This window comes from Erwinia aphidicola (assembly GCF_024169515.1).
Taxonomy (GTDB): domain Bacteria; phylum Pseudomonadota; class Gammaproteobacteria; order Enterobacterales; family Enterobacteriaceae; genus Erwinia; species Erwinia aphidicola.
Map to the genome: position 1 here is coordinate 1291887 of NZ_JAMKCQ010000001.1, position 13444 is coordinate 1305330.

The window sequence follows — 13444 nt, forward strand, 5'->3', positions numbered from 1 at the left end:
AACTGCTATCTCCCTCACACTGCTTCCATATAGTGAAACTATTTGCACTATTTGTGACCATTAGTGCTATTTTTGCCCCGTCCTGGTGCGCGATATTAATCGAACTTACCAAATGCTTCTGAATATTAGCAATGCTTTCCAATAGATTCAGGGCTCTGCAAATCTGGCACTACCTTTGCAAAGCAGTGAATGGCTTCGGCCACAGACAGGCAAAGTGCACCAAAGCGTGCATTACACATAACAAAACGTTTTCGCCACACAGGATGCTTTATGAAAAAGATGATGCTTTCAACTTTGGTTGCCGCTGCTACGCTGTTTGCGGTTGCGAATCAGGCTCACGCTGGCACCACGCTGGACGCCATTAAGAAGAAAGGCTTTGTGCAGTGCGGTATCAGTGACGGCTTACCGGGCTTCTCCTATGCGGATGCCAGCGGTAAGTTTTCCGGCATCGACGTGGACGTTTGTCGTGCGGCTGCCGCAGCCGTATTTGGTGATGCGACCAAGGTAAAGTACACCCCGCTGACGGCAAAAGAGCGTTTCACCGCACTGCAGTCAGGTGAAGTGGATATCCTGTCACGTAACACCACCTGGACCTCTGCACGTGACGGCGGCATGGGCTTCATCTTCGCTGGCGTTAACTACTACGATGGCATCGGCTTCCTGACCCACCAGAAAGCAGGTCTGAAAAGTGCTAAAGAGCTGGACGGCGCAACCGTTTGCATTCAGGCCGGTACCGACACTGAACTGAACGTGGCGGACTACTTTAAAGCCAACAAAATGCAGTATACCCCGGTGACCTTCGACCGTTCTGACGAGTCGGCGAAAGCGCTGGATACCGGTCGTTGCGATACCCTCGCCTCTGACCAGTCTCAGCTGTATGCACTGCGCATCAAGCTGGGCAAACCAGACGAGTTCGTCGTACTGCCGGAAGTGATCTCTAAAGAGCCTCTGGGCCCGGTAGTACGCCGCGGTGATGATGACTGGTTCACCATCGTTAAATGGTCTCTGTTCGCCATGCTGAACGCGGAAGAGATGGGTATTACCTCTAAAAACGTCGACGAGATGACGGCTAAGCCCTCTACCCCTGATATGGCTCACCTGCTGGGCGCCGAAGGTGACTTCGGTAAAGACCTGAAGCTGGACAACAAATGGGCTTACAACATCATCAAGCAGGTGGGTAACTATCAGGAAGTCTTTGACCGTAACGTCGGTAAAGATAGCCAGCTGAAAATTGCCCGTGGTCAGAATGCACTGTGGAACCAGGGCGGCATCCAGTACGCGCCACCAGTACGTTAATTCCCCCGATTACCGGGCACCCGCGTGCGGGTGCCCACGACAGAATTTTCGTTACTGAGGTCTCATCATGTCTCAACGCCCAACCGTAAAAAGGGATTTTTCATTCAGCAATCCTGCGGTGCGCGCCTGGCTTTACCAGATCATTGCGATCGTCGCGGTTGTTGCCGTAGCAGGTTATCTGATTCATAACACCATCATTAACCTGGCAAGCCGTGGCATTACTTCCGGTTTTGGTTTCCTTGAACGTAGCGCTGGCTTCGGTATCGTCCAGCATCTGATCGACTACAGCGAGGGGGATACCTACGCACGCGTGTTCCTGGTGGGTCTCACCAACACGCTGCTGGTTTCCGCACTCTGTATTGTCTTTGCCTCTTTTCTCGGCTTCTTTATTGGTCTGGCACGTCTGTCTGACAACTGGCTGCTGCGGAAAATTTCCAATATCTATATTGAGACGTTCCGCAACATTCCCCCGCTGCTGCAGATCTTCTTCTGGTACTTTGCGGTGCTGCGCAATCTGCCGGGACCGCGCCAGGCGCTGAATGCCTTTGATCTCGCTTTCGTCAGTAACCGCGGGCTCTACATCCCATGGCCTGAGTACGCGCCGGGCACCCTGCCATTTCTGTTGGCGTTACTGCTTGCCGTCCTGGCGACGGTCGGCCTGTTCCGCTATAACAAAAAGCATCAGCTTAAAACCGGGCAGCTGCGCCGCACCTGGCCGGCGGCGATTGCGATGCTGGGGCTGTTTCCGCTGCTGGCTTCAACGTTTGCCGGCAGCCCGATGCACTGGGATATCCCGGAGCTGAAGGGCTTTAACTATCGCGGTGGCTTTGTTCTGATCCCTGAGCTGGCGGCCCTGACGCTGGCGCTGTCGATCTACACCTCGTCATTTATCGCGGAGGTGATCCGTTCAGGCATTCAGTCCGTACCGCACGGTCAGCATGAGGCTGCCCGCTCGCTCGGCCTGCCAAACCCGGTGACGCTACGCCAGGTCATCATCCCACAGGCGATGCGCGTGATCATTCCACCGCTGACCAGCCAGTATCTCAATATCGTGAAAAACTCCTCGCTGGCTGCCGCGATTGGCTATCCCGATATGGTGTCGCTGTTTGCCGGGACGGTGCTGAACCAGACGGGCCAGGCCATTGAGACAATCGCCATCACCATGGGTGTTTATCTCATCATCAGCCTGACGATTTCGCTGTTAATGAATATCTATAACCGCAAAATCGCGCTGATTGAACGCTAAGAGAACGGGATAATTATGACTGTAACGACTCATGACACTCCGCCCGTACCGACTAACGCGTTCTCACGTGCCGTCGTTTGGGCAAGAAAAAATCTGTTCTCCAGCTGGGGAAACTCACTGCTGACCCTGTTCTGTATCTGGGTGATGTGGGTGGTGATCCCCCCCGCGCTGAACTGGCTGGTGTTCCAGGCGAACTGGTTCGGCAACACCCGCGCAGACTGTACCAGGGAAGGCGCATGCTGGGTGTTTATCCATGCGCGTTTCGGCCAGTTTATGTATGGGCTGTATCCCCACGAGTTACGCTGGCGCATTAATCTGGCGCTGGTTATCGGCCTGCTATCCATCGTCCCGATGTTCCTGAAAAGCCTGCCGCGTCGCGGTAGCTATATCGCCGCCTGGGCCGTGATCTATCCGATTGTGGTGTGGTTCCTGCTGTACGGCGGCTATCTGGGGCTGGAACGCGTGGAAACCCGTCAGTGGGGCGGCCTGACGCTGACGCTGATCATCGCTTCAGTGGGTATCGCCGGTGCGTTGCCGCTGGGGATTCTGCTGGCGCTGGGCCGTCGCTCGCGTATGCCGGTGGTGCGCACGCTCTGTATCCTGTTTATCGAGTTCTGGCGCGGCGTCCCGCTGATCACCGTGCTGTTTATGTCCTCGGTGATGCTGCCGCTGTTTATGGCGGAAGGCAGCACTATTGATAAGCTGATCCGTGCGCTGGTTGGGGTGATCCTGTTCCAGTCAGCCTATGTTGCCGAAGTGGTGCGCGGCGGGTTGCAGGCGTTGCCAAAAGGTCAGTACGAAGCCGCTGAGTCGCTGGCGCTGGGCTACTGGAAAACCCAGGGATTGGTGATCCTGCCGCAGGCGTTGAAGCTGGTCATCCCCGGGCTGGTTAACACCATCATCGCCCTGTTCAAAGATACCAGCCTGGTGATCATCATCGGCCTTTTCGATCTGTTCAGTAGCGTGCAGCAGGCCACCGTCGACCCAACCTGGCTGGGTATGTCCACCGAGGGTTACGTCTTTGCTGCACTGGTCTACTGGATTTTCTGTTTTAGCATGTCGCGCTATAGCCAGTATCTGGAGAAGCGCTTTAACACCGGGCGTACGCCACACTGAGGTTCAACATGACTCAAATTATTACTCAAGCTGACGACGCGATGATGATTACGCTGGAAAACGTGAACAAGTGGTATGGTCAGTTTCATGTCCTGAAGAATATCAATCTGCAGGTAAAACCGCGCGAACGTATCGTACTCTGCGGGCCTTCCGGCTCGGGAAAATCGACAACGATTCGCTGCATCAACCATCTGGAAGAGCATCAGCAGGGCCGTATTGTGGTAGATGGCACCCTGCTTAATGACGATCTGCGTAATATCGAACGCGTGCGCACGGAAGTCGGCATGGTGTTTCAGCACTTCAATCTCTTCCCGCACCTGAGCGTATTGCAGAACTGTACTCTGGCCCCTATCTGGGTACGCAAAACGCCGAAGAAAGAAGCTGAAGAGCTGGCGATGCATTACCTGGAGCGCGTGCGTATTGCCGAGCATGCGCACAAATTCCCGGGGCAGCTCTCCGGTGGCCAGCAGCAGCGCGTGGCGATTGCCCGCTCATTGTGCATGAAGCCGAAAATCATGCTGTTCGATGAACCGACCTCAGCGCTGGACCCCGAGATGGTGAAGGAGGTTCTCGATACCATGATTGGCCTGGCAGAAGATGGTATGACCATGCTTTGCGTAACCCATGAAATGGGCTTTGCGCGCACCGTGGCCGACCGCGTGATCTTTATGGACCGCGGTGAGATCGTTGAGCAGGCTGCGCCGCAGGAGTTCTTCTCTAATCCTAAGTCAGAACGCACCCGCGCTTTCCTGTCGCAGGTCATCCACTAATTTCACGTGGTAACTGAGGTACAAAGCCCCGATCAGTGATGGCCGGGGCTTTTTTAACGCCATGTTTTCAACGGTTATCCGCTAATATTGTGTTTTCCTGGATTGCGCACAAACAAAAAAGCCCCATGCTTTCGCATGAGGCTTGTCTGTTTAATTGATGCCTGGCAGTTCCCTACTCTCGCATGGGGAGACCCCACACTACCATCGGCGCTACGGCGTTTCACTTCTGAGTTCGGCATGGGGTCAGGTGGGACCACCGCGCTAAAGCCGCCAGGCAAATTCTTGATTTACCGAACTCACGCTTTATAACTGGTGCTGATACCCAGAGTCGAACTGGGGACCTCACCCTTACCAAGGGTGCGCTCTACCAACTGAGCCATATCAGCATTTTTAACTGTAAAGGGCGACACGAATGTCGCCCTTTTTAAATTGATGCCTGGCAGTTCCCTACTCTCGCATGGGGAGGCCCCACACTACCATCGGCGCTACGGCGTTTCACTTCTGAGTTCGGCATGGGGTCAGGTGGGACCACCGCGCTAAAGCCGCCAGGCAAATCTTGGTGCATGAAACGAATCTTTTGCACTGCTGCTGCGTTGGCCGCGCTCGCAAAGTCAGTCACATACTTCAGTATGCTCCCTCCTTTCCTTCGCTTGCCGCCTTGCCTCAGCACAAAATCTTTCGTTCCCGCTAAATTGTTATCCGGTCACAGGCTGAAAATCTCTTTTGCGTCTCTCATAACGCACACCAGAACGCTTCTGGCGTTGTAAGGTTAAGCCTCACGGGTCATTAGTACCGGTTAGCTCAACGCATCGCTGCGCTTACACACCCGGCCTATCAACGTCGTAGTCTTCAACGTCCCTTCAGGACTCTCAAGGAGTCAGGGAGAATTCATCTCGAGGCAAGTTTCGCGCTTAGATGCTTTCAGCGCTTATCTTTTCCGCACTTAGCTACCGGGCAATGCCATTGGCATGACAACCCGAACACCAGTGGTGCGTTCACTCCGGTCCTCTCGTACTAGGAGCAACCCCTCTCAATTCTCCAGCGCCCACGGCAGATAGGGACCGAACTGTCTCACGACGTTCTAAACCCAGCTCGCGTACCACTTTAAACGGCGAACAGCCGTACCCTTGGGACCTACTTCAGCCCCAGGATGTGATGAGCCGACATCGAGGTGCCAAACACCGCCGTCGATATGAACTCTTGGGCGGTATCAGCCTGTTATCCCCGGAGTACCTTTTATCCGTTGAGCGATGGCCCTTCCATTCAGAACCACCGGATCACTATGACCTGCTTTCGCACCTGCTCGAGCCGTCACTCTCGCAGTCAAGCTAGCTTATGCCATTGCACTAACCTCACGATGTCCGACCGTGATTAGCTAACCTTCGTGCTCCTCCGTTACTCTTTAGGAGGAGACCGCCCCAGTCAAACTACCCACCAGACACTGTCCCCACGCCGGATCACGGCGCCAGGTTAGAACATCAAACGTTAAAGGGTGGTATTTCAAGGTTGGCTCCACGCAGACTGGCGTCCACGCTTCAAAGCCTCCCACCTATCCTACACATCAAGGCTCAATGTTCAGTGTCAAGCTGTAGTAAAGGTTCACGGGGTCTTTCCGTCTTGCCGCGGGTACACTGCATCTTCACAGCGAGTTCAATTTCACTGAGTCTCGGGTGGAGACAGCCTGGCCATCATTACGCCATTCGTGCAGGTCGGAACTTACCCGACAAGGAATTTCGCTACCTTAGGACCGTTATAGTTACGGCCGCCGTTTACCGGGGCTTCGATCAAGAGCTTCTCCTTGCGGATAACCCCATCAATTAACCTTCCGGCACCGGGCAGGCGTCACACCGTATACGTCCACTTTCGTGTTTGCACAGTGCTGTGTTTTTAATAAACAGTTGCAGCCAGCTGGTATCTTCGACTGCCTTCAGCTCCACCCGCGAGGGGTTTCACCTACCGACAGCGTGCCTTCTCCCGAAGTTACGGCACCATTTTGCCTAGTTCCTTCACCCGAGTTCTCTCAAGCGCCTTGGTATTCTCTACCTGACCACCTGTGTCGGTTTGGGGTACGATTCGATGTTACCTGATGCTTAGAGGCTTTTCCTGGAAGCAGGGCATTTGTTACTTCAGCACCGTAGTGCCTCGTCATCACGCCTCAGCCTTAAAGAGTTCCGGATTTGCCTGGAACTCAAGCCTACACGCTTAAACCGGGACAACCGTCGCCCGGCCAACATAGCCTTCTCCGTCCCCCCTTCGCAGTAACACCGAGTACGGGAATATTAACCCGTTTCCCATCGACTACGCCTTTCGGCCTCGCCTTAGGGGTCGACTCACCCTGCCCCGATTAACGTTGGACAGGAACCCTTGGTCTTCCGGCGAGCGGGCTTTTCACCCGCTTTATCGTTACTTATGTCAGCATTCGCACTTCTGATACCTCCAGCATGCCTCACAGCACACCTTCAACGGCTTACAGAACGCTCCCCTACCCAACAACGCTTACGCGCCGCTGCCGCAGCTTCGGTGCATGGTTTAGCCCCGTTACATCTTCCGCGCAGGCCGACTCGACCAGTGAGCTATTACGCTTTCTTTAAATGATGGCTGCTTCTAAGCCAACATCCTGGCTGTCTGTGCCTTCCCACATCGTTTCCCACTTAACCATGACTTTGGGACCTTAGCTGGCGGTCTGGGTTGTTTCCCTCTTCACGACGGACGTTAGCACCCGCCGTGTGTCTCCCGTGATAACATTCTTCGGTATTCGCAGTTTGCATCGGGTTGGTAAGCCGGGATGGCCCCCTAGCCGAAACAGTGCTCTACCCCCGAAGATGAGTTCACGAGGCGCTACCTAAATAGCTTTCGGGGAGAACCAGCTATCTCCCGGTTTGATTGGCCTTTCACCCCCAGCCACAAGTCATCCGCTAATTTTTCAACATTAGTCGGTTCGGTCCTCCAGTTAGTGTTACCCAACCTTCAACCTGCCCATGGCTAGATCACCGGGTTTCGGGTCTATACCCTGCAACTTAACGCCCAGTTAAGACTCGGTTTCCCTGCGGCTCCCCTATACGGTTAACCTTGCTACAGAATATAAGTCGCTGACCCATTATACAAAAGGTACGCAGTCACACCACGAAGGTGCTCCCACTGCTTGTACGTACACGGTTTCAGGTTCTGTTTCACTCCCCTCGCCGGGGTTCTTTTCGCCTTTCCCTCACGGTACTGGTTCACTATCGGTCAGTCAGGAGTATTTAGCCTTGGAGGATGGTCCCCCCATATTCAGACAGGATGTCACGTGTCCCGCCCTACTCATCGAACTCACAGCAAGTGCATTTTTGTGTACGGGAGTATCACCCTGTACCCTGCGACTTTCCAGACGCTTCCACTAATGCACAAGCTGATTCAGGTTCTGGGCTGTTCCCCGTTCGCTCGCCGCTACTGGGGGAATCTCGGTTGATTTCTTTTCCTCGGGGTACTTAGATGTTTCAGTTCCCCCGGTTCGCCTCATGCCACTATGTATTCATGACATGATAGTGTGACGTATCACACTGGGTTTCCCCATTCGGGTATCGTCGGTTATTGCGGTTCATATCACCTTACCGACGCTTATCGCAGATTAGCACGCCCTTCATCGCCTCTGACTGCCTAGGCATCCACCGTGTACGCTTAGTCGCTTAACCTCACAACCCACAAGCGTCCCGAAGGACAGCATGCTGTCGTGAGCATTTGAGAGACTCGAACGCATCGTTAACTTCATTCTTATTACGGAGAATGAATACGACGCGTCGTTTCAATTTTCAGCTTGTTCCGGATTGTTAAAGAGCATAATACTTCGCAGCATGCTGTTATCCAGCACACTCTGAAGTATTTTATTTAGAAAAACAGTATGGTGGAGCTAAGCGGGATCGAACCGCTGACCTCCTGCGTGCAAGGCAGGCGCTCTCCCAGCTGAGCTATAGCCCCATACAGTCTTACAGAAACCTTTTACTACCATTACATTCCAAAGAAGAAATGTAATTTGTGCTCAGGCAAGGCATGCAGGAGGGAAGTTTACGTTGGTAAACGACCGAGTGCATAACGCCGCATGAGTGCAAATTTGGTAGGCCTGAGTGGACTTGAACCACCGACCTCACCCTTATCAGGGGTGCGCTCTAACCACCTGAGCTACAAGCCTGTAGAGGTTTTTCTGCTCGTTACTTTTTCATCAGACAATCTGTGTGGACACTACGCGGGAAGGTATCTTCAGGTAAGGAGGTGATCCAACCGCAGGTTCCCCTACGGTTACCTTGTTACGACTTCACCCCAGTCATGAATCACAAAGTGGTAAGCGCCCTCCCGAAGGTTAAGCTACCTACTTCTTTTGCAACCCACTCCCATGGTGTGACGGGCGGTGTGTACAAGGCCCGGGAACGTATTCACCGTAGCATTCTGATCTACGATTACTAGCGATTCCGACTTCACGGAGTCGAGTTGCAGACTCCGATCCGGACTACGACGCACTTTATGAGGTCCGCTTGCTCTCGCGAGGTCGCTTCTCTTTGTATGCGCCATTGTAGCACGTGTGTAGCCCTGGCCGTAAGGGCCATGATGACTTGACGTCATCCCCACCTTCCTCCGGTTTATCACCGGCAGTCTCCTTTGAGTTCCCGACATTACTCGCTGGCAACAAAGGATAAGGGTTGCGCTCGTTGCGGGACTTAACCCAACATTTCACAACACGAGCTGACGACAGCCATGCAGCACCTGTCTCACGGTTCCCGAAGGCACTAAGGCATCTCTGCCAAATTCCGTGGATGTCAAGGCCAGGTAAGGTTCTTCGCGTTGCATCGAATTAAACCACATGCTCCACCGCTTGTGCGGGCCCCCGTCAATTCATTTGAGTTTTAACCTTGCGGCCGTACTCCCCAGGCGGTCGACTTAACGCGTTAGCTCCGGAAGCCACGCCTCAAGGGCACAACCTCCAAGTCGACATCGTTTACGGCGTGGACTACCAGGGTATCTAATCCTGTTTGCTCCCCACGCTTTCGCACCTGAGCGTCAGTCTTTGTCCAGGGGGCCGCCTTCGCCACCGGTATTCCTCCAGATCTCTACGCATTTCACCGCTACACCTGGAATTCTACCCCCCTCTACAAGACTCTAGCCTGCCAGTTTCGAATGCAGTTCCCAGGTTGAGCCCGGGGATTTCACATCCGACTTGACAGACCGCCTGCGTGCGCTTTACGCCCAGTAATTCCGATTAACGCTTGCACCCTCCGTATTACCGCGGCTGCTGGCACGGAGTTAGCCGGTGCTTCTTCTGCGGGTAACGTCAATCGACGAAGCTATTAACTCCATCGCCTTCCTCCCCACTGAAAGTACTTTACAACCCGAAGGCCTTCTTCATACACGCGGCATGGCTGCATCAGGCTTGCGCCCATTGTGCAATATTCCCCACTGCTGCCTCCCGTAGGAGTCTGGACCGTGTCTCAGTTCCAGTGTGGCTGGTCATCCTCTCAGACCAGCTAGGGATCGTCGCCTAGGTGAGCCGTTACCCCACCTACTAGCTAATCCCATCTGGGCACATCCGATGGTGTGAGGCCCGAAGGTCCCCCACTTTGGTCCGAAGACGTTATGCGGTATTAGCTACCGTTTCCAGTAGTTATCCCCCTCCATCGGGCAGTTTCCCAGACATTACTCACCCGTCCGCCACTCGTCACCCAAGAGCAAGCTCTCTGTGCTACCGTTCGACTTGCATGTGTTAGGCCTGCCGCCAGCGTTCAATCTGAGCCATGATCAAACTCTTCAATTAAAAGTTCGATTTGCTGAAACAAGTTCAGCGGTGCTCATCTGTAAAACGTCATAATGAATTTCATTATGTGTTCACTCGTGAGGCTTGATATTTTTTACGTCCGGAGACGTTGATATCAATCCTGCGAGTGCCCACACAGATTGTCTGATAAATTGTTAAAGAGCGTTGCGAGCAGTGCCGAGGCTTCCTGTCGCGAGGTGGCGTATATTACGCTTTCCTCCTTCGGAGTCAACTTCTTTTTGAGAAGTTTTTCCGGCGGTTCAGATACTTCCTGAACCTTCTGAGCCGCTGGCCTGTAAGCCGTTGTGCCGTCTCAGTGGTTGCGCATTATAGGGATCCCGATTTAATCCACAACCCTTTTTTCGATCTTTTTATTTGGTTGCTGATTTATCGCTCTTTTCGCTGAGATCTCAGGCGATCCGCACAAATTTAGCGCGTTTTTTACCGTGGTAATTGATCAACAATCGCTTCCGGTACTACGCTGGCAGGATCCTATCTATATAGAGGTCGTTATGGTTCACAACGTACGTGCATATAAAGGAGTACGCCCACAGCTGGGTGAGCGGGTAATGATTGATGCCACCAGCGTTGTCATTGGCAATGTTTCGCTGGCAGACGATGTCGGTGTCTGGCCGTTGGTCGTCATACGCGGCGACGTTAATCGCGTGACGATCGGCAAACGCAGCAATATTCAGGATGGTAGCGTGCTGCACCTCACTCATCAATCGGCAACCAACCCTGACGGCTATCCGCTGGTGATTGGTGAGGATGTCACCGTAGGACATAAAGCGATGCTGCACGGCTGCACCATCGGCAATCGCGTGCTGGTTGGCATGGGGGCCATTCTGCTTGATGGGGTTGTGGTCGAAGATGATGTGATGATTGGCGCGGGGAGCCTGGTGTCGCCCGGCAAGCGTCTGGAAAGTGGCTTCCTTTATCTGGGCAGTCCGGCGAAAAAGGTAAGGCCGCTGACGTCCGATGAAATTGGCGGCCTGCTCTATTCTGCTAACAACTATGTCAGCTGGAAAAATGACTATCTGGCGGAAGAGAGCCAGACCCAACCCTGAGCATCTTCCTGTTGATCTTTGATCGCCTGCTCAGCATCCTCTTCCAGCTCCCAGCGGTAAAGGTGGAAACAGGCCAGCGCATCCCCTTTACAGCTAAAGCGGCGAAGTAAAGCTTCGCCGCTTATGACGCAAGTGAGCGGGAAGCCATTAACCAGTGCGCTGAAGCAGACCGCCTGTAAATTTTCATCCCACCATTCCCGTTCAGGAAACTGGATGGCCTGATTCACCCAGCCATCTCTTCTTTTAATATTTTAATCACCGGAGTGATATCCGGCATTACGCCATGCCACAGCTTAAATGAGTGTGCCGCCTGGCCCACCAGCATGCCGAGACCATCAGCCAGCTGAACTGCCCCCTGCTGACGGCACCACTGCAGAAACGGCGTGTCCCCCTGCTGATAAAACATGTCGTAGCAGCGGGTCTGTGTATTCACCAAACCAACGGGCAGTTCCGGGACATCTCCCGCGACACCGCTGGAAGTCGCATTGATCACCAGGTCAAACTGCTCGCCGACCAGCTTCTCACGGGTTAATGCCCGCACACCGCCCTGGCGCTGGAACAGCTGCTCTAGTTCAGCGGCTTTCGCATGGGTACGGTTAACAATAGTGATATGGGCGTGAGCTGAAAGCAGCGGGAGGATCACACCTCTTGCTGCGCCGCCTGCGCCGATCAGGAGGATCCGGTCGTCAGGCTGGATCAGCTGCAGCCGTTGAAGATCGCTCAGCAGACCAATGCCATCGGTGTTATCGCCCAGCAGTCGGCCATCGTCGAGTTTTTTTAGCGTGTTGACCGCACCCGCCAGAGCCGCTCGCTCGCTCAGCTCGCTGGCCAGCGCATAAGCCTGCTGTTTAAACGGCAGGGTCACGTTAGCGCCTTTGCCGCCGGCGGCAAAAAAATCACGCGCGGCCTGTTCAAAACCCTCAACTGGCGCGCAAAAACGCTCATAAGGATGGGCGATCCCGCTCTGCTCAGCAAACAGCTGGTGAATGCGGGGCGATTTACTGTGATTAATCGGGTTACCGAAGACGACAAACGACATAGAGTTCTCTTTATCCCTGGCGAATCAGTTCACCGGTTAATACATCGCGGATTTCTGACGGATTCTGGCGGCCGCCCGTTTCTCCCTGCAGCACGGGGAAACCTTCACCGAACTGCGCCAGCACCTCCGCCACATTGCGGCACGGTGGTAAACCGCTGAGGTTGGCACTGGTAGAGACTAATGGCTTGTCAAAAGCCTGACACAGTTTGACCACATCAGGATGATTACTGACGCGCACTGCCAGCGAGGAGAAGCGCCCGGTCAGCCAGCGCGGTGTCTCTTGACGCGCGGGCAGCACCCAGGTCACCGGCCCAGGCCAGCGGGAAAACATCCGCTCTTTCTGTTCGGCGCTCAACTGCTCATCGGCAATATAAGGGAGTAACTGCTGGTAGTCAGCGGCAATCAAGATCAGCCCCTTATCTACCGGGCGGCGCTTCAGTGCCAGCAGTTGCATGACCGCAGCCTCACTGTCGGGATCGCAGCCGAGGCCAAATACCGCCTCTGTGGGGTAAGCAATTACGGCTGACTGGCGCAATTGCGCAACGCAGAGCGCTACAGAGTCATGCACTGGTTTCATCTTCACTACCATTTATCACTGTTACAGGTTTGCCGCAGGCTTTACTGGCGCAGAAACGCTTCACACCTCTGGCGGTTTTCTTTTCTATTAGCAACGGGAACTGGCAGAACTCACACACCCCTTCCAGCGGAGTGAAGTTCACTGCAAACTGACAGTCGGGATAGCGGTCACAGGCGTGGAATGTTTTACCGTAACGCGAACGTCGTGCCACCAGCTTTCCGCTCTGACACTGCGGGCAGGCGAGCGTGGTTTCATCCGGCTTATCGATAGTTTCGGTATGCTCGCATTCCGGGTATTCACTACAGGCGACAAACATGCCGTAACGCCCCTGGCGCAATACCAGTTCGGCCCCACATTTCGGGCACAGCTGACCTTCGAGCACTTTAACAATGTGCCCGTCAGCCTGGCCTTTCAGCGGCCGAATAAAGTCGCATTCGGGGTAGAGTGAGCAACCAAGAAAAGCGCCATGTTTCCCGGAGCGAATAACCAGTTCTGCCCCACACTGGGGGCAGGGTTCATTTTTTCGCACAGCGAAAAGCGCTGTTTTATTCATA

Annotated in this window: 9 protein-coding genes, 3 tRNA genes and 4 rRNA genes; 5 read left to right on the forward strand and 11 right to left on the reverse strand. The window is 54.1% G+C overall.

The features are described from left to right. Nucleotides 1–270: 270 nt before the first annotated feature. The 4 genes from J2Y91_RS05955 (at nucleotide 271) to J2Y91_RS05970 (ending at nucleotide 4428) form a co-directional block, all read left to right on the forward strand. Nucleotides 271–1296 carry an amino acid ABC transporter substrate-binding protein gene (locus J2Y91_RS05955; RefSeq protein ID WP_133622578.1) on the forward strand — a complete coding sequence of 342 codons (1026 nt, stop codon included), beginning with the start codon at nucleotides 271–273 and terminating at the stop codon, nucleotides 1294–1296. A 67-nt stretch (nucleotides 1297–1363) separates the two neighbouring features. After that, nucleotides 1364–2542: an amino acid ABC transporter permease gene (locus J2Y91_RS05960; protein WP_133622577.1), complete on the forward strand. Its 1179-nt coding sequence runs from the start codon at nucleotides 1364–1366 to the stop codon at nucleotides 2540–2542. Between the two features lie 15 nt (nucleotides 2543–2557). Next, the gene (locus tag J2Y91_RS05965; RefSeq protein WP_133622576.1) at nucleotides 2558–3658 is read left to right on the forward strand and encodes an amino acid ABC transporter permease; all 1101 of its coding nucleotides are present in this window, start codon (nucleotides 2558–2560) and stop codon (nucleotides 3656–3658) included. Nucleotides 3659–3666: 8 nt separating this feature from the next. Next, on the forward strand, nucleotides 3667–4428 hold the full coding sequence (locus J2Y91_RS05970; RefSeq protein ID WP_048914403.1) for an amino acid ABC transporter ATP-binding protein: 762 nt from the start codon (nucleotides 3667–3669) through the stop codon (nucleotides 4426–4428). A 159-nt stretch (nucleotides 4429–4587) separates the two neighbouring features. Here J2Y91_RS05970 and rrf (J2Y91_RS05975) read toward each other — a convergent pair. The 7 genes from rrf (J2Y91_RS05975) to J2Y91_RS06005 all read right to left on the reverse strand — a co-directional run bounded on the left by rrf (J2Y91_RS05975) (nucleotide 4588) and on the right by J2Y91_RS06005 (nucleotide 10207). Further along, nucleotides 4588–4703, reverse strand: a 5S ribosomal RNA gene (gene rrf / locus J2Y91_RS05975). 35 nt (nucleotides 4704–4738) lie between these two features. Beyond that, nucleotides 4739–4814, reverse strand: a tRNA-Thr gene (locus J2Y91_RS05980). Nucleotides 4815–4862: 48 nt separating this feature from the next. Then, nucleotides 4863–4978, reverse strand: a 5S ribosomal RNA gene (rrf, locus tag J2Y91_RS05985). Nucleotides 4979–5193: 215 nt separating this feature from the next. Further along, nucleotides 5194–8099: ribosomal RNA gene (locus J2Y91_RS05990) — 23S ribosomal RNA — on the reverse strand. 207 nt (nucleotides 8100–8306) lie between these two features. Then, nucleotides 8307–8382 (reverse strand) — tRNA-Ala (locus J2Y91_RS05995). A 134-nt stretch (nucleotides 8383–8516) separates the two neighbouring features. Then, nucleotides 8517–8593 (reverse strand) — tRNA-Ile (locus tag J2Y91_RS06000). Between the two features lie 73 nt (nucleotides 8594–8666). Beyond that, nucleotides 8667–10207, reverse strand: a 16S ribosomal RNA gene (locus J2Y91_RS06005). The 16S, 23S and 5S rRNA genes sit together here with 3 tRNA genes alongside, the layout of an rRNA operon. Nucleotides 10208–10719: 512 nt before the next feature. Here J2Y91_RS06005 and J2Y91_RS06010 point away from each other — a divergent pair. Beyond that, nucleotides 10720–11274 carry a gamma carbonic anhydrase family protein gene (locus tag J2Y91_RS06010; protein ID WP_133622575.1) on the forward strand — a complete coding sequence of 185 codons (555 nt, stop codon included), beginning with the start codon at nucleotides 10720–10722 and terminating at the stop codon, nucleotides 11272–11274. Here J2Y91_RS06010 and J2Y91_RS06015 read toward each other — a convergent pair. From J2Y91_RS06015 to J2Y91_RS06030, 4 genes are read right to left on the reverse strand one after another with little or no spacing between them, the layout of a single operon-like run. Next, nucleotides 11241–11501, reverse strand: coding sequence for a DUF1488 family protein (locus J2Y91_RS06015; protein ID WP_133622574.1), 261 nt, complete (start codon nucleotides 11499–11501; stop codon nucleotides 11241–11243). The genes J2Y91_RS06010 and J2Y91_RS06015 overlap by 34 nt on opposite strands. Further along, nucleotides 11498–12313: a shikimate dehydrogenase gene (gene aroE / locus J2Y91_RS06020; protein WP_133622573.1), complete on the reverse strand. Its 816-nt coding sequence runs from the start codon at nucleotides 12311–12313 to the stop codon at nucleotides 11498–11500. Before aroE ends, J2Y91_RS06015 begins: the two co-directional genes overlap by 4 nt. A gap of 10 nt (nucleotides 12314–12323) precedes the next feature. Continuing rightward, on the reverse strand, nucleotides 12324–12896 hold the full coding sequence (gene tsaC, locus J2Y91_RS06025) for an L-threonylcarbamoyladenylate synthase type 1 TsaC (protein ID WP_208864866.1): 573 nt from the start codon (nucleotides 12894–12896) through the stop codon (nucleotides 12324–12326). Then, nucleotides 12874–13443 (reverse strand): DNA topoisomerase family protein, encoded by a 570-nt coding sequence (locus J2Y91_RS06030; protein ID WP_048917614.1) that lies wholly within the window; start codon nucleotides 13441–13443, stop codon nucleotides 12874–12876. Before J2Y91_RS06030 ends, tsaC begins: the two co-directional genes overlap by 23 nt. Nucleotide 13444 lies beyond the last annotated feature (1 nt).

Bases quoted from the DNA above. Each gene is read 5' to 3' on its own strand.
- J2Y91_RS05960 (WP_133622577.1), top strand. From the start codon at position 1,364: ATGTCTCAACGCCCAACCGTAAAAAGGGATTTTTCATTCAGCAATCCT.
- J2Y91_RS05965 (WP_133622576.1), top strand. From the start codon at position 2,558: ATGACTGTAACGACTCATGACACTCCGCCCGTACCGACTAACGCGTTC.
- J2Y91_RS06010 (WP_133622575.1), top strand. From the start codon at position 10,720: ATGGTTCACAACGTACGTGCATATAAAGGAGTACGCCCACAGCTGGGT.
- J2Y91_RS06030 (WP_048917614.1), bottom strand. From the start codon at position 13,443: ATGAATAAAACAGCGCTTTTCGCTGTGCGAAAAAATGAACCCTGCCCC.
- J2Y91_RS05970 (WP_048914403.1), top strand. From the start codon at position 3,667: ATGACTCAAATTATTACTCAAGCTGACGACGCGATGATGATTACGCTG.
- J2Y91_RS05955 (WP_133622578.1), top strand. From the start codon at position 271: ATGAAAAAGATGATGCTTTCAACTTTGGTTGCCGCTGCTACGCTGTTT.
- aroE (WP_133622573.1), bottom strand. From the start codon at position 12,313: ATGTCGTTTGTCGTCTTCGGTAACCCGATTAATCACAGTAAATCGCCC.